At 49.3% G+C, this 16,566-nt stretch carries 15 protein-coding genes; 2 read left to right on the top strand and 13 right to left on the bottom strand.

Translation table 11 applies throughout. The features are described from left to right. Complete coding sequence (locus tag ACJJIM_RS08650; RefSeq protein WP_444912997.1) at positions 1-909, top strand: aldo/keto reductase; 909 nt, start codon at positions 1-3, stop codon at positions 907-909. Positions 910-1,050: 141 nt separating this feature from the next. On the opposite strand, the gene ACJJIM_RS08645 is transcribed toward ACJJIM_RS08650, so the two are convergent. Beyond that, the gene (locus tag ACJJIM_RS08645; RefSeq protein WP_413665704.1) at positions 1,051-1,623 is read right to left on the bottom strand and encodes a hypothetical protein; all 573 of its coding nucleotides are present in this window, start codon (positions 1,621-1,623) and stop codon (positions 1,051-1,053) included. Between the two features lie 988 nt (positions 1,624-2,611). Beyond that, the gene (locus ACJJIM_RS08640) at positions 2,612-3,436 is read right to left on the bottom strand and encodes a S1/P1 nuclease (protein WP_444912996.1); all 825 of its coding nucleotides are present in this window, start codon (positions 3,434-3,436) and stop codon (positions 2,612-2,614) included. Positions 3,437-3,670: 234 nt separating this feature from the next. On the opposite strand from ACJJIM_RS08640, the gene ACJJIM_RS08635 reads away from it, so the two are divergent. After that, a complete protein-coding gene (locus ACJJIM_RS08635) occupies positions 3,671-6,808 on the top strand; it encodes a TonB-dependent receptor (protein WP_444912995.1) in 3,138 nt (1,045 codons plus the stop codon). 228 nt (positions 6,809-7,036) lie between these two features. On the opposite strand, the gene ACJJIM_RS08630 is transcribed toward ACJJIM_RS08635, so the two are convergent. From ACJJIM_RS08630 to gspF, 11 genes are all read right to left on the bottom strand, one after another. Next, complete coding sequence (locus ACJJIM_RS08630; RefSeq protein WP_444912994.1) at positions 7,037-9,250, bottom strand: response regulator; 2,214 nt, start codon at positions 9,248-9,250, stop codon at positions 7,037-7,039. Positions 9,251-9,296: 46 nt separating this feature from the next. Then, on the bottom strand, positions 9,297-9,500 hold the full coding sequence (locus ACJJIM_RS08625) for a DUF2788 domain-containing protein (protein WP_282932717.1): 204 nt from the start codon (positions 9,498-9,500) through the stop codon (positions 9,297-9,299). A 109-nt stretch (positions 9,501-9,609) separates the two neighbouring features. Continuing rightward, on the bottom strand, positions 9,610-9,882 hold the full coding sequence (locus tag ACJJIM_RS08620; protein ID WP_282932716.1) for an acetyltransferase: 273 nt from the start codon (positions 9,880-9,882) through the stop codon (positions 9,610-9,612). Positions 9,883-10,057: 175 nt separating this feature from the next. Further along, positions 10,058-10,546, bottom strand: a complete 489-nt coding sequence (gene gspM / locus ACJJIM_RS08615) for a type II secretion system protein GspM (protein ID WP_444897209.1) — start codon at positions 10,544-10,546, stop codon at positions 10,058-10,060. A gap of 57 nt (positions 10,547-10,603) precedes the next feature. Beyond that, positions 10,604-11,947 carry a type II secretion system protein GspL gene (gene gspL, locus ACJJIM_RS08610; protein ID WP_444912993.1) on the bottom strand — a complete coding sequence of 448 codons (1,344 nt, stop codon included), beginning with the start codon at positions 11,945-11,947 and terminating at the stop codon, positions 10,604-10,606. Positions 11,948-11,958: 11 nt separating this feature from the next. After that, positions 11,959-12,960, bottom strand: coding sequence for a type II secretion system minor pseudopilin GspK (gene gspK, locus ACJJIM_RS08605; protein WP_444912992.1), 1,002 nt, complete (start codon positions 12,958-12,960; stop codon positions 11,959-11,961). A 48-nt stretch (positions 12,961-13,008) separates the two neighbouring features. Continuing rightward, positions 13,009-13,698, bottom strand: coding sequence for a type II secretion system minor pseudopilin GspJ (gspJ, locus tag ACJJIM_RS08600; RefSeq protein WP_444912991.1), 690 nt, complete (start codon positions 13,696-13,698; stop codon positions 13,009-13,011). Between the two features lie 5 nt (positions 13,699-13,703). Then, entirely contained in the window at positions 13,704-14,075 is a 372-nt protein-coding gene (gspI, locus tag ACJJIM_RS08595; protein ID WP_413665696.1) for a type II secretion system minor pseudopilin GspI, read from the bottom strand. Further along, positions 14,065-14,631 carry a type II secretion system minor pseudopilin GspH gene (gspH, locus tag ACJJIM_RS08590; protein WP_413665863.1) on the bottom strand — a complete coding sequence of 189 codons (567 nt, stop codon included), beginning with the start codon at positions 14,629-14,631 and terminating at the stop codon, positions 14,065-14,067. Before gspH ends, gspI begins: the two co-directional genes overlap by 11 nt. A gap of 19 nt (positions 14,632-14,650) precedes the next feature. After that, positions 14,651-15,079 (bottom strand): type II secretion system major pseudopilin GspG, encoded by a 429-nt coding sequence (gene gspG / locus ACJJIM_RS08585; RefSeq protein WP_282932708.1) that lies wholly within the window; start codon positions 15,077-15,079, stop codon positions 14,651-14,653. A 267-nt stretch (positions 15,080-15,346) separates the two neighbouring features. Further along, positions 15,347-16,564, bottom strand: coding sequence for a type II secretion system inner membrane protein GspF (gene gspF / locus ACJJIM_RS08580; RefSeq protein WP_413665695.1), 1,218 nt, complete (start codon positions 16,562-16,564; stop codon positions 15,347-15,349). Positions 16,565-16,566: the final 2 nt, after the last annotated feature.

Here is a 16,566-nt window from a genome sequence, read left to right as displayed (position 1 = left end):
GTGGTTAATAGAGTGCTAGCTTCTCCAAAAGGACCAGAACTGTCAGAGTTGGTCCAAGGCTACTGGCGTGTGAGTGATTGGAATTTAAGCCCTCAGGAGCGCCTGACATTCCTAAAGCAACATATAGATAAAGGGGTTACCACCGTAGATCATGCTGATATTTACGGAGATTACTCCTGCGAACAGTTATTCGGCGAGGCCCTTAAGCTGGATAGATCTGTTCGCAATCACATCGAGATTGTCACCAAATGCAATATCAAATTGCTTTCTGAAAAATATCCAAACAGAAAAGTTAAGCACTATGACTCCAGCGCTGAACATATTCAGCACTCGGTTAATAACTCCTTAGGCCACCTCGGTGTAGAGCACATCGACATCCTGCTTCTTCACCGACCTGATGTTTTGATGGATGCAGATGAAATTGCCAGCACATTCGCCGAACTGCAGAAGTCCGGTAAGGTATTACATTTCGGCGTTTCCAACTTTACCTCCCAGCAATTTGATTTGTTGCAGTCCCGCCTGAGTTCACCACTGGTGACAAATCAAGTCGAGATTAATCCTATCAATTTTAGCGCTGCGGAGGATGGAACTCTGGATCAACTGCAGCAATATAGAATTCATCCTATGGCTTGGTCCTGCTTAGCTGGAGGGGAAATTTTTAGTGGATCAAGCACCCAGGCAACACGGTTACGAATCACCCTGGAAGATATCAAGCAGGAAATCGGGGCAGCCAGTATCGACCAGGTAATCTATGCGTGGGTACGACGTTTTCCCTCCAAGCCCCTAGCAATTATGGGGTCGGGAAAAATTGAGCGTGTTCAGTCGGCGATAGAAAGCCTGAAACTCAATTTGAGTAGAGAGCAGTGGTATAGAATATGGACCGCCTCTAAGGGGATTGAAGTTCCCTAGATCCAGCTTTCAGCCTAACAAATTATTGATTACTTGGCTTACGCAAAAAATAATTTATTAAGACTAACCTCTTGCTTAACAATTGGGCGGTGTAACTTTAATTCGGTTACACCACCCATCAACCAGATAAGTCTATTTGCTCTACGGCCCCATCTGGCTTGACCACTGCATCAAGCGCCCCTGGGACATATTTTTATTTTTCTCATCCCCATTATTCATAAAAGATGCCAGTTCGGTTACCAGATTTGCCTTTCGCCACTCATAAAGAAAGCTTGCAAGCACATGGAAGGCAGCATCTGAACAGTTGGAAATGACTTGCAGCTGACCATTATTATTCCCTTCCAGGGAACTCAAACGCTCCATCCACTTCCCTGGGGCAAATGCATAATGGTATGAGACTCCGATATTATTGAGGTGGGGCCCGAAACCCTGGGTACCCAAAAGATCTTGCTGCAAAAAATCTCTGAAATTACCATGCTGTGTCTGGCTAACTTGCAGGCCATAATACTGAGCTGTTGGGTCTGCATTCATCCCTGTGTCATCACGCCAACGACCAGCAATAGGCCTCATACTATTGTGACGCCCGCCCACTGAGCCTTTAAATGCATCCCAAGAACTGTTGGGGTCCCAACCTACAATAGTATCGATAACACCATTGTGACCTGATATTAATGCCGTGTGCCCATTCCATGTTCTCCCCAGAGAACTTTCCACCCCACCATTATTCCACCACTGCGCGTAAAACCTGGAAAAAAGAGAACCGTATGACCTCAAACTGGATACAAAACAAATACCTGCAAAGTATCCTCCACACGCCCTAGGATTAAAACCTCTTCCGCTCATCGCCCACATCCTCCATAACGACTATGAAATTTTTTGCCAAAATTGTTATTTAATATTTTGACAATTCAAGAACTCTTTCAATTCATCGCTAAAGCCACTGAATTATTATTTTTATTACTCAGGACCTAATGAAAATTGACAGATTCTCTATACAACTCGAGATTATTTGATACCAAATCTGGTACTACCGTGTCAACACGGGAAATATTTCAAGCTGAAGAGAAGGGATAACTGATAGGCAAAGTAAAATAGGAGTTATGTATCCTCTAAAATTTATCAGAGAATCGCAAACAACCCAATGGGTCCATAATAAAACTCAAACTATGAAAGGATACAAAGCAGTTATTGGATATTATTTGCTTATCGCCAAGTATAGTTGAATCATGAAAATTATTAGGAAATTACAAAACAACAACTATAAGAGAACTCACATACTAAAAACTCCCGCATAAAGGATTCCTTTTATAGGCATACCTGTACAAGGAAGACTCAAAAGGCTGAGGGGAAGCTACTCTAAAGATCCTTTCTCTCATCCACAATCGCCTTTAACTTTCCCTCTCCAACCTGCTCAATCGCATTACTCACGAGCTACTTGAGCTAAAGATTTCACTCTTGAGCAAACATTTAAATGGGGATAATGATTGCAAATTTCAGCCATCTTTCGAAATAGATAACTTTACATATCTACAGTTCTAGGCAATTACCGACTGCTTATCGGACAAATTGATGACATTCCAATTAATTAACCAATAGACATCAAGAGAACAAAGATAAAAGAGGACAATTCGACTGATTTTGAAACTTCACTTTTGGCTCACCACATCAATGGCGTAGAGTGAAGCGAGCCCCAAGAAAGAATTTACTTATTAGCCACATCGATCGCAGGGTTACCAAGTGCACTGTTTAGAAGATGGGCCAGGCGAACTCCTCCCTGCTGCAAACGCTTTTCAAGGGAGTCCTGACAGCGCAGAAAGTACTTTTCCCCAAGTTGTATTTCGCTGGTATAGGCGAGACCATGGGCTAAGTGATGAGACTCCCGGGCCCAAACTTCGGCCGAGGTAGACTGCCAGATCTGCCTCTCAGCCGCACTAATTTTATCCGTTTGCTCCTGAGCATAATCTTGCCAGTCTAAAAACAAACGGGCGACCATATGGATATCCCAGAGCGCATGTAAATTTGTTTCAGTTCCATAGAACTGGACCTGAACATCATTGCCCCCCTTGTCCGAATACAATCCGGTATGTAGTGGTTGGTGGAGATCTCCAACGAAATGGGCAACAAACATCAATGCTTCTGCGCGCTCCATCTTAGTGCGTGAGCGATCAGCCAATACTTCCCGATATCTTTGAATGGCCTTCAATATACAACCCGCAGGTGGGCAGTCCCTCGCCTCATCATAAGTACTCCAGTCTCGAGACAAGTTTATATAGTGAAGCGGCGCAGCCCAGTTATAAGTCTCATCAGACCTAATTCGATCAGCCCAAGTTGTGGATTCAGCTAGGTGCGGCTCACCGACTTCATCAAGGAGCAACTCTATTTCGGCGGATACCTCCGGGTCCAGGTAATGCCATGCAATTTCTCCAACGACCCTGTGACCATCATCTCCCCAAGCGTGTGCTTGTGTCATAGCTGTGAGTCCGAATAGTGCAACTGCTATACGGGCAATTATCAATCGTATGCTCATTGGGCATGTCCGCCAGAGTGAATTTGCTGCGTACTTTAACGCCAGTATGTGACAAGTTCACGGCTGTAATAATTTATTTATATGTGCACTACATAATCGCTTCAGCACTTAGACAGTACCCAATAAAAATCACATAACAGTCTCCATTGGAACTTGGAACCTAAGTTGCAAGAGCAAAACTCGATAATTACTTGGGCCACTTGAGTTGGCAATTCTTTAGACCAGGAAAACGCTATGAAACCTTCTCTGTTCCCGCGCGTAATACTATCTGCGGCGATTATTTCTGTAGCCAGTATGGCGCAGGTATCTCAGGCACAGGAAACTGCAGCCGGCATTCGCGGCTCTATTTCCGGAAGCAACGGTCAAGCAATTACCAATGCGACTGTAACAGTGGTTCACACCCCCTCCAATAGCCGCCGTGAAGTAGAAGTCAGCGACGCGGGGCAATTTAACCTGAGTGGCCTGCGAGTGGGTGGCCCCTACACCGTCACCATCGATTCCGAGGAAGGCCAGCGAGTTATTGAAGATATCTACCTCTCCGTTGGTGATATCCTCCCTCTGAGCCTAACCCTCGGCACTAGCAATCTGGAAGAAGTAACCGTATTGGGACAAGCGCTCAGTACCTCCCGTTTAGCTGTAGGCCCATCTTCGCACTTTAACAGTGACGACCTTGCCAGTGCCCCTTCCATTAATCGCGATATCAAGGATGTGCTACGTCTCGATCCGCGAGTTTATGTGGATGAAGCCAATGTTGATGCTATCCAGTGCGCCGGCGCCAACCCTCGCTTCAATAGCCTTACGGTTGATGGCGTACGCATGAATGACAACTTCGGCCTGAATAGCAATGGCTACCCCACTGAACGTATGCCGTTCTCGTATGATGCTATCGATCATGTCGCCGTCGAACTGGCACCGTTCGATGTTCAGTATGGCGGTTTCAGCGCTTGTAATATCAACGCAGTGACCAAGTCCGGCACCAATGAGTGGCACGGTTCATTTTTCTACGACTACACCGATGATGGTTTCCGTGGTGATTCCCTGGAAGGTGACGATATCGATGTAGCCAGTTTTGATGAGAAGCGTTACAACGCAACTCTGGGTGGAGCCATTATCGAAGATAAACTCTTTTTCTTTGCTGCCTATGAAAAGCTGGAAGGCGTTGCCACTTTTGACCGGGGTCCTGCAGGCAGCAGCTCTGCCACCGAAGTACAAGGGGTTTCCCAAGAGCAGCTCAATGAGATTATTCGTATTTCCAATGAAGTCTATGGCTACAATCCGGGCGGCCTACCCACCAGCATGCCAGAAGAAGACGAAAAGCTGTTGGTGAAACTTGATTGGAATATCTCTGACGATCACCGAGCTGCGTTTACTTACAACTACAACGACGGCTTTTCCATAGCCGAGGCCGACAATGACCCCGATGAGCTGGAACTATCCAACCACTATTACGAGCGCGGAGCCGAATTAAACTCCTATGTTGCACAGCTTTTCTCCGATTGGAGTGACATATTCTCTACAGAGGTGAAGATTGGCTATTCCGATTTGGACAATCGCCAAAACTCCCTGGGTGGAACTGACTTCGGTGAAGTACAAATCACCACTTATAATGACCACGATAACGATGGCAGCGATTCCCGTGCAACGGTTTACTTGGGAGCAGATGACTCACGTCATGCGAACAAGTTGAGTTATGAAAACCTTACTTTTAAGCTCGCAGGTAAACTGCTGCTGGGTGAACACAATTTAACTGCAGGCTACGAGCACGAAAATTTCGATGTTTACAACCTGTTTATCCAGGAAGCTGCCGGCGAATACCGTTTCGATAGCATCGAAGATTTTGAAGCCGGGATTGCCAACCGGGTAACTTATGAGAACGCAGCTGGCACCAACCATATATTGGATGCCGCCGCTGAGTTTAGTTACAGCATCGACACTTTATACGCTCAGGACGAATACACTTTTGCAAATCTCGACCTGACCGTTGTTGCCGGCCTGCGCTACGATCGCTATAGCAGCGATGATAAGCCAGTGGCAAATTCCGATATCTTATCCACATATGGTTTCTCCAACCAGCACAATATGGATGGCCTGGACCTGCTACAACCTCGCCTAGGCCTGAGCTGGAACCTTGACGATAACCTGGAACTACATGGCGGTATCGGCCTTTACTCCGGTGGGAACCCCAATGTATGGATTTCTAATAACTACTCAAATAATGGTGTTCTGCAAATCGAAGCCCAAGATAGAAGCGGTACCCCCCTATTTGATATGGACTGGACCAATAACGGCGATCCGATCTATGAAATCCCACAAGATCTCTATGATATGGTCGCAAATAGTGAAGGTTCTGTAGGTGGGGTCAACCTGATGGATCCGGATTTTGAACTGCCATCCATCTGGAAGTATGCAATCGGCGGTAGCTACGAATTTGAATCCGGTTATTTAGCATCTATAGACTATTTGTACAGCGATTATCAAGATGCCGCAATTATTCAAGATATCTCTCTTGAGCAAGTTGACTCGACTGCTGATGGGCGCCCGATTTACGGCAGTGCCAATGGTCGCAGCGAAGACTTCATGCTGACCAATGTGGATGGCGACTCCGGTTATTCCAGCGTACTTTCTCTCGGCCTCAGCAAGTCTTTTGATTTTGGCCTGAGTATTGCCCTTGGCTATGCCTTCACCGAAGCTGAAGATGTTAACCCCATGACCAGCTCGGTGGCTTACTCCAATTACACCAAAATCGCTACCGCTGATGCACAGAATCCAGGCACTGCAACATCAAACTATGTGGTTCCCCATCGCTTCACATTGAAGCTGGACTACACCCAAGAGTTTTTCTCAGGTTACGAAACACGCTTCACCCTGTTTGGTTCTGCCAATGAAGGCATTCCTTACAGCTACACGTTTGGTGATCAGATCTTTGGTGATGCGGGCTGGGGTCGCGGCCTGCTCTACGTACCCACAGGCGCCGATGATGCCAATGTTGTATTTGCAGATGACTTCGATACTGAGGCCTTCTTCGCCTGGGTTGACTCTGAAGACCTGGATAGCGGGACTATGGAACGCAATTCACTTAACAGTGATTGGTGGACCAAGTTCGACTTGCGTATCGACCAACAACTACCGGGATGGCGTGCGGAAGACCGGGTTAACGCGTACTTTGTTATTGAAAACCTGGGCAACCTGCTGAATGACGAATGGGGCGTTATGTATGAGGGCGGATTCCCTCGTTACCAGTCAGCGGTAACGGCCAGCATCGACGACCAAGGGCGTTACGTATTTGAGGAGTTCCTGGATCCAGCGGGGCAAACCCGGGTGACCGATGCCTCTCTATGGAGTGCTCGTATGGGGATTCGCTACGAGTTCTAACCCACACTTTGTCGAATGCCGTAGCATTTGCTGCGGCCATTCCTATTTCCCTAACCAAAAACCATTTCTCGGTGCCGATCATTTCAATAGCGACTGATAATCAGTCTTTGGAATAGCACTTTTCTCAACTTCCAAAGCCACAAGACGCCCACCTTGAGTAAATGGGAAATAAAAAAACCGCACTGAAGTGCGGTTTTTTATTCTGAATATCAAAGCAAGCTCTGCAAGCTAAGCACTACCCAGCCAACGCGCTAATGTTTCCCGAAGAAGATCTTTACTCAGAGGCTTAGTCAGAAAATCATCCATTCCTGCTGCCAGGCAACGGCCCTCAAATTGCTCTTCAGTAGTACTGGTTACGGCAACAATAGGCAGGCGATCATCCGGGCGATGCTCGGACTCCCAGCGACGCAGTATCTCGATAATCTGCGCACTGTGATCCGTATTTTGCTGGCAATCCACTAGCACCAAATCATAATGACCTTCAGACAAGCGAACTAAAGCATCATCAGCATCTACCGCTATATCTACCTGGTAACCCAGGGCCTGAAGCATTTCCTCAGTCACCCATTGATGAGGCCTAGACTCCTCCACCAACAACAAAGAGTAGTGACGCGGCTGATCCGCCCCACCGGTAACCACTCTTCGACAACTTCTTTTCGCACCGCCAAACAGTAATCCCACTAACGCATCGTGCAGTTCTTTACGGGTCACCGGTCGACTCAGATACTGTGCCGATGGTAAGAGTTGCTGCAGGTGAGCAAACTCACTCTTCTGTCCAAAGCCACCCAAGCAAACCAAGCGACCCTCTTTTTCCCCTGCCTCTTGGAATTCGTTAAAGAAAGGCGTAATGGAGTCGAAAAGAGTCGAGTCCCCCATTGCCGGCGCCATCATCACCAATTGGTTGCGCTCTACCGCTTGGCGTAGCAGCTGCCGGACTTCGCACTCACAACCCTCACACCAGCGGATGGACTTTACATCCATCCCAAAAGAACGCAGTACCTGCGCGAGACCAGAAATAAACAGGCCTTTCTGATGAATTAACAGGACTTCAATATCCTGTAACTTTCTGTCCGGTGTGAGGTAGGTTCGCTGGTTTGGCTCGGTGGAATACTTGATCACCACCTGATAGCGGTTGCCATCCGGTGTTGAATGCAACTGCAGATACCCCCCCATGGCTTCGGCTAAACCTTTAGCAATCGACAGCCCAAGACCAGTTGTAACCTGGGTGGTATCCATACGGGAGAAGGCGCCGAATAGCTCGCTCTCATCCGGCAAAATTTCACCACGCCCATCATCCATTAAGGTAATCGAGAGTTGCCCCTCTACCGTGGTGATTGGGTTATAAGATACCTCTCCCCAAAGCTCGCCTTTTTGGGCAATGCCTGTAGCGGAGTCAACCAGATTGCGAATAAGCTGGGCCGTTTTGCGGTTATCCCCTGTCACCATCACCGGGAGGTTGTCATCAATCTGGAAGTTGAACTCCAAATCCTGGCCATGGGCCGCCCTCGCTGCAAACTTGAATGATTTTTCTACAGTCTTAACTAGGTTAAACGGGCCCTGGCGCAACCGAATATCTTTGCGAGCCACCCGGGTAAACAAGCCCACATTATCAACCAGTTTGAGTTGCTGGCTACTGGCAACCTTGGCCAGCTCTACCCATTCGCGCTGACGGTCACTCAATGGCTCAGCTTCGAGCAGCGCTAAGGCACCAAGGGAATCAGACAGCTGGCTGCGGAATTCCTGTCCGATATTAACTATGAACTCATTGGTCAGTTCAACTGCAGCTTCAGAGTGTTTGCGGGCTGCAGCCAGGCTACTCGCTCTCTGTTGCAGCTCCTGCATCGCAGACAGACGCTCCCAATAGTTCTCCGATTCGCGACGGCCCTGGTGGGCAGTCAGCCAAATAAAAGCGAGGGTGAGAGTCCCGTAGATGGTCCCCAGGATCATGCCTGAGAACAGTGCCATTAGCGCTGCTGGCAGTAATGAGGTTGCGGTGAACCAAGTCAGGAAACGATGGTAGGGAGAAAATACGGTGGTGACACTGGAACAAAAGATTACCGAATAGATCCACAGAAAGTGGGTCTCAGGCGCAAACCCCATTAAATAAACGAAGTAAAATAAGGTAATGCCCCACCAGGCTGAGCCGATAATCGAGAACAGAAAGTAACGATTACGCCAACGATTTGGTCCAGAGCCATACAGGTGGTCGAAGCGAAAAACGTAGTAGCCCCTGATCAGGGTTAGTACTACCAGGCCGATTCCCATTGTTAATAACAGGCGCGGAGCTTCTAGGCGCATGTCGCCAATAGAGGCTGCGATCAGAAATGCAAAAAGGGAGAGCACCATGCCGCGCCGGGTATATTTGGCGATACGCATATCAGTTGCGCGGCAAATACGTCTGTCTTTTTGAACCTTGAGTTCAGGGCGATCAAATATAGACATTGCGACCTTCCCTGAGAGACTGGGTATCCGGTGCCATTGAAGCTCCCTAGCCTATCCCGAGTACTTCAACCAAAACGGTCTTTATTAGAAACCCCAGCAATCCAAGCCCCAGAGCGAGGAACAGAATAAATGTTCCAAATCTACCAGCCTTGGAGTCTTTTGCCAGGTTCCAAACAATAAACACCATAAATAGAATTAGTGCACCGATTCCCAACCACAGGGAATACTCTTCAAACTGCTCAAATGTCATGCGTGCATTCGCTTAAAAAATTGGCGCGCATTGTACAGTGCTTGAGGGCAACTGGTAAGTCATTGGCAAAATCTAGTCGACCACCGTACCATTTGGTAAAACTATAAATTCAAGCACCCTGATAGTAGTCGCCATCCTCTGAAGCGTGAGTGCCGCAACGAAGCCTGCGAACCTCTTTATCCCGGTAGCGGCTATCATGCCAGCATCTAGGAAGTGGCTCACCAGAGAGGAAGCATAAGTCAGTTTTATCGAAGACTTCTGGGTCTTGAATCTCTTCACCCCACAGATAACGGCCCACCACAGTCAGCTCGTAGGGATTCGAAAGTGTGACAATATCAGCCACTTCTACCAAATGCTTGGTGGATATGTCTTTAAAAAGCATAGTGGCACCTTTTTCCTCATTACTAATCCAGTATAGGGCTAAAGATGGCATTTCCGCCTAAAACCGCCCTACTTCTGTGGGAGGCTGCACGAATGGGAGTGTCGATGACGGAGTGCGGTTAAGAGGTGATAGGCAGGCCCGAGTTCTATATTCGAGCCTGTCAGTAGGAAGGTTACTAGCCTTCGATCGTCAATCGAGCGGAGACCATACCTTCATCGGCAAGGGCATCCAGATTAATCGTGCGAACAGCCATTTTCTCCTGCATTAGGCGATTCAACCAGGGTTGCAAATCCTGATAACGGACTTCTTCAATCCACAATCGGATGCGGTTTTCACCCTCAGGCTCAAAGCGCTTAATCACAATCTGGTTTTGTTTTGCCGCACCAGTAACGCGCTGCAGAAGAGTTCCAGAAGCACTACCAGCACCACCGCCTGCGGGCTTTATTCGCTCCAGCGTCGGGCGCTGGCCCTCCATCCAGTTAACCAGCTCACGATTTTCTTCCGCTCGCAAGCGAGACTCATCAAAGAAGCCCTTTGCCGGGGAATACAGGCCATAAACTATAAAAATTACGGCTCCGAATATACTCAGCAAACCCAAGGCTCTCTGGTCATTGGGCGGAAGTGCCTGCCATTTCTGGCGCCACTGTTCGATCTGTTCTTTCATTATATTGCTACCACCAATCTCTTCTTACGCCTGGCTGCTTTATATAAACCGCTGGCTCTAACGTAAGCGAATACGGCCTGAAACGCCTTTTTTCAACTCGTTCGCACCTAACAGGTCCGCCTTGATCCCGCCGCCAGATAGCTTGCTGACAAATGCATCGAGATCAGACAGGTTTTCTGCCTGAAGCTGCAACACCATTTCTCCACGCTGGCCATCAAAACGAAGGGACTGTAATTTTAATGCTCCCCCTTTGTGAGCAATCCAGACTTTGCTCAACTGTTGCATCTGGGTAGAGAAAGCACCACCCTGATTACCCGCGCCTTTCAGGAAACCTTCAAGCTGTCGGCGCATCTGGGCAGACGGTCGAGTATTCGGGAACAATTCCGTAAACATCGCCCGGGCCTGCTCTTCAGACTGGTTGCCCTTCCACTGATAAAAAGCACCGGCACCAACGAAAAACAGTAGCTGGATAACAAAACAAGCGGCAGCAACTTTAGCCGGGCGTATCCACCAAGCCGCAGCGCTCTTATTACTCGATAACTGATAATCTCCAGTTAGCAAGTTTGTTAGCAGCCCCAGCTTGAACCGTTCAATAAAGACTTCTTCCGCTGAGCGCTGGTTCAGCTGTAAGCCATCGCCAAACTGGGATTCCAACTCAGCAATCAGCAGCCCATCCTGCTCGCCAGCCCCCAGCAGTACTACCTGTTTGTTATCGATCGGCTCGCCGCTTTCAGAATCGTCTTCGCTTTCAGGTTCATCACCTTCATCAACTAATAGCGAACCGAGAAGAGGTTGTAAAAAATCGCGATTAACAGTTAGGCCCTGCCCGGCACCTTTCCAGATATGCGCTTGGCCACCATCCAGCCACAGGCGAATGTCACCTTCGATCAAGCTAAGTAATTCATACTCCGGCACTACAGCAGCCAGCGGCCACTGGAGCCGCTCCAACTGGGAGTGAAGCGCTTCTATTTTTTCAACATCAATGGCGTATACGCTGCAGAGATCACCGGTGCGGGGTCTGCAGGCAAAGTGTAAGTCCTCGACATCCTGGGCTAAATGCTCCTCAACCATGTAACCAATGGCACTTGCCTGGCGACGAGCTGCCTTAGGTATAGTTTCGAGGCCGCTCCATACCCAGTTACCAGGCACCATCAGTAGCGCTTTGGCTCCCTCAGGGAGGTTGAGCTGAGGGAATTCAGGCTGCTCTTCGACAGCTTCAAATTCGGGATTAAATGCCTGAGCAAATTCTGAGTCCAGGGCTACTTGTTGCCAATTACCCTCTTGCCACTGATGCAAGCGCAGAGTCAGGTCAGCAGTTTCGCTCAGCCGCAGCAGAACCATAGACGACTGAGGAGGCGCTGGAGGGGCTTTAATCTCGTTAATACTCTTCTTCTTAAACATACAATTTCTAACTATTCACTCTCTTCAGTACTTTCGTAGTCGAGTAGCTCCTGCAACATTTGACCAGAAAAGGTCCGGCGCTGGCGCTGGCGCACCCGAACCGTGCCATCTGTGTTGTTCCGAACCAGGGCGGACTCCCAATACTGCCGGTAATCTCCATCGTCCCCGAGTTGGACAGCAATACGCGCCAGAAAGTGCTGGCTTTGAAAGGTAAAAGGCGCCGAGTTAGCAATGCCATAATCCGCATATTCACTCGAATCACTGATATAGCCGCCCGACTCGCGGAGTTGCACCAACTTGGAAACACTTGCGGAAGGCTCAATCGCCTCGATCAGCTCCTCAGAAGCAGTGTTGATATTTACCAGGGTTCCTGTCTCCGGGAGGGCACAAATGAAAGGTTCCAGTTTCTGCCAGTCCTCCAGCTCCATATCCACTACCGATGACAATTCAGAAGTATCACTGATCATTATGTCCGGTGTTCTGTGGGCGAGTTCCATACCCAAATAGCCGTCATCCTCTGTCCCCGACGTTCGTGGGGTATCGCCATCGTCCACCCAATCTGCAATTGACTTAGCGAGATCTGACTTCCCTGTAGTGTTATTCACCAGGCGCTGAAAGATCTCAAACTGATCGTTATTACTGCTATCGGACAAATTATTCACATTAAAACATGAATGTAAGTCCTTGATATTCATCCGAATTTTTCCGTTATCGGGATTGAATTGTAGAACGGGAAACGCCCAGGGTTCCAAACTGTGATCTACATTTTCGTTAGCATCCTGATCTTCTTCAAAGTCCTCTAACAGAGATACACGCGTCCAGGCTTCTGCGGCTTCGACAAACTCAGCAAGCTGAGTATTGGCAAGCAACGCACCACTACGGGAGATCGAAATTTGATCGCGCATTATAGAGTGAGTTACCGCCGAAATAGCGATCACCATTACCAGCAGCACAACAATCAAAGCAACTCCTGTTTGGCGTGCTATCGGTACCGGTATTACTCTACTCGTCATTGTCTAAGTACCTGGGAGAGCCACTAGGGCGGGTTACTGGTAGAGCCATTAGTCTTCGGCAGGCAAGAGTTGGAATACGCGGCGAACCTCTCCGTACTGCCGGGTGATAATCACAAATTCAATCGCTTTGGGAAGACGTATATCAGCACTGGTCGTGGAGTTGGTATTGCTAACCGGCGGCCACTGGGCAACCCAGGCATCACTCTCTGGGTCCAGGTATTGAAGAGTCAAGCTTTCAACCCCCATGAGAAGGGGTTCGGCAATAGACTCAGAATCTGGGGATCGATCCAGAACCTGCCAACGGCTGCGTAGTAGCAATCCGCCGATATCCTCATCCTCCCCTTCAACACCGATTGTCAAGGAGTCGCTTTCAAGGTCCTCGGAGTAACCAAGGCTATAACTCAAACGCAATAGCTCTCCACGAGGTTCGCCGGTGAGATTAGCTGCACCAAGGCGTGTAAATTCCAATTCATCCTCGTCACCACGCAGAGCGTGCTCATAGCCGCTATAGGCATTCTTAACTGCACGAGCTGTGATCTGCCGAAAATCATTGTCAATGCGATACATCGCCATGGAGAAACGGCGCAGTTGTTCCGCTCTCTGATCTACCACCTCTTCAGTGTCAAAGAAGAGTCCCAATAGTGAGAAGCAACCGACACTGATAATGGCAACGAGAACTAAAACGACAAGGACTTCAACGAGGGTAAAGCCCGACTGACTGGGAAGGCGTACAGGCATACTCGCTATTCCTCCGCCGCCCAGGCATCCAGGGTCAAGGTTGGGTTTTCTGCGTCCAGGTGGCCAACCTCAATAATAATATGGCGTAAGCGCTCATTAGTGGTGGCTTCCACACGGGCCCTCACTTCCCACTCCCTTTGCCCAAGTGTCACCTGATCTGTTTGTTCGCCTATAGGGGGCCAAGGAGTTTGAACACGAACTTGGGAAAGTACCTGCTGGGCGACCCAGTTTGCCGCTAGGCGATCTTCCATCATCCGCTGCTTATGAACACTACCCTGCATTGCCCCCAAAACAGCGATAGCAATGATGCCGAACATAAATAGAGCAACCAATGTCTCAATCAAGGTAAAGCCGCGTTGAGCACCCTTAAAATTCATCGGCCTGCCACTCTAGCTGCAATCCGTTCAGGCTGGTGTAAGAAATAGTCGCACCTCGAACGTCGTCGCCATTCTCAACAAGGTACATGGCAACTTCCACGGGAAGTACCTCTCCACTGGAGAGAGCAACAAATTGCGGAACGACCCGATCTTCATTGGTCTCTTCTGCAAATTCCGTGGATTCTGTCGACGGCAGCTCCGCCTCAGTTATCACTTCAAGGCGAACAATTTCCGGCAATTCATGGGTCGCAAAACGTGCAGCACGCCTCCCCGACGCAACCGAATCTATCGGCAACCAGGTCATTGTTTCTTGCTCAAAATGCACCACGCTATAAGTGCCCTGCTCAAAAACAACGCCGTAATGCATTTTGTCAATCAGGGCTCGATCCGCAACCAACTGCAAAAGGGCCGACAAGCGCTGGGCTTCTTTTTGCCACACGCGCCCGCCGGAATTGCCCATCGATAGAGTCGCCATGCCCGCCAGAGAGGCGATGATGACAATCACTACCAACAGTTCGATCAGCGTAAAGCCACGGCTTCGACCGATGCTATACATCAAGTGCAAATTTCAGGTGTTACAGGTCAGTAACGTAGATATCAGCAGCTTCGCCCTCACCGCCCGCTTTGCCATCGGCACCGAGGGTGAATAGGTCGTAGGCACCGGCACTGCCTGGGCTGATGTACTGATATTCATAGCCCCAGGGATCTTTTGGCGCTTTCTTCAGGTAGGGCTCAGTCCAGTTCTTCGCTTCGGGGAAGCCGGATGGGCGGGATACCAGTGCCATCAGGCCCTGATCAGAGCTGGGGTAGACAAAATTATCCATGCGGTAAAGGTCTAGTGCAGTCTCGATAGCTTTAAGGTCAACCCTGGCCGCTTTCATTCGAGCTTCGCCGGTCTTGCCAAGAACATTAGGTACAACCAGTGCACCAAGCACCCCGAGAATTACGATCACCACCATAATTTCAATCAGGGTAAAGCCACCACTTTTACGTAGGGTTTTCATTTTTCTCTCCTAGTTCACTCTAACTCTGGGAACCCCAAGGGTCACGATACCCTTCGTGACCCCAATTATTTAAAAGTCACCAAATCAGTAAATTACACGATTCCCCAGCCTAAAGCAGCAACATGCCCAGCAAAACTGCCGCTCCCAGCCCAACAAGAATCTTCGACGCCTCTAGCAGTGTAAAGCCGGCGCTGTTGCGCAAGGATTTCATACCAACCTCCTGAAGCAGCTACGCAATTTCTCTTTGACCTACACCTAATTTGAGCATTAAACAACCAATTCGTTCATGCTCAGAATTGGCATCATAATAGCCATAACGATGAACAACACGATGGCAGCCATTATCAGCAGCATCAGAGGTTCAAAGATGCTCACAAAGGCAGTTACCGCACCCTGCAAATCCTGCTCTTGCGAATCCGCCGCACGCTGAAGCATTTCATCGAGAGTGCCCGAAGATTCACCACTTGCGATCATATAGATCATCATCGGCGGGAAATAGCCTACATCTTCCAGGGCTTTACGAAGGCTCCCGCCCTCGCGCACGCTCTTTTGAGCCGCATCGAGTCGGTCTTTAAGGAAGGTGTTGGTCATTACTCCACCGGCGATACCCATGGCTTGAACCAGCGGCACACTGCTGCCCGTAAGAATCGCCAGGGTTCCTACATAGCGAGCACTCTGTGTCCCTCGCATCATCCAGCCAATAATTGGCAGCTCCAGCAAACGGTGGTGGAAACGATATCGAATTGCCGGGCGCCGCAGCATCATCACAGCGCCAAAAATGAGCGCCCCAAGTGCCGGCGGCACCAGCCAGCCCCAGGCAGAAATAAAATCGCTCATGGAGACCAGGATGCGGGTAGCCAGCGGCAAAACCTGCCCGGTGCCGGTAAATACCTCGATAACATCAGGTACCACGTACACCATCAAACCGGTTACAACCAATACACAGATAAATACCAAAACAACCGGGTAGATCAGAGCCAGCTGCACCTTCTGCCGAAATTGCTGCTGCCCTTCCGTGTAGTCACCGAGGCGATCCAGCACCGCATCCAAATGACCAGAGTGCTCCCCTGCTTCAACCGTAGCGCGATAGAGTTTGGGGAATGCCCGTGGAAAACTGCTCAGGGCCAAGGCGAAACTGTGCCCTTCAAGAATTTTGCCCCGAACAGCCAATACCACGCGTTTGATTTTTTGGTTGCGAGTCTGGTTGGCAATGGCCCCAAGGGTTTCTTCCAGAGGAATACCCGCTCGAAGCAAGGTGGACATCTGCCGAGTTAGCAGGGCCAGGTTTTTAACACTCAACCCAGGGCTACCAGATAGAAAGCTGGCGCCGCCCTTCTCTTCTTTCTCGGTAGCTGCACTGACTTCCAGGGGCACCATGCCTTTCGCGCGCAGTTGCTGCCGCGCAGCGCGCGCGCTATCCGCCTCGAGCGTACCGCGACTCTTGCGGCCGGATGCTGCCAGCGCTGTATACTCAAAAGCTGCCACAA

This window comes from Microbulbifer maximicatervae (SeqCode) (assembly GCF_052467615.1).
The sequence above is the reverse complement of the archived record's forward strand: the minus strand, read 5'-3'. Positions and strand labels throughout refer to the sequence as shown.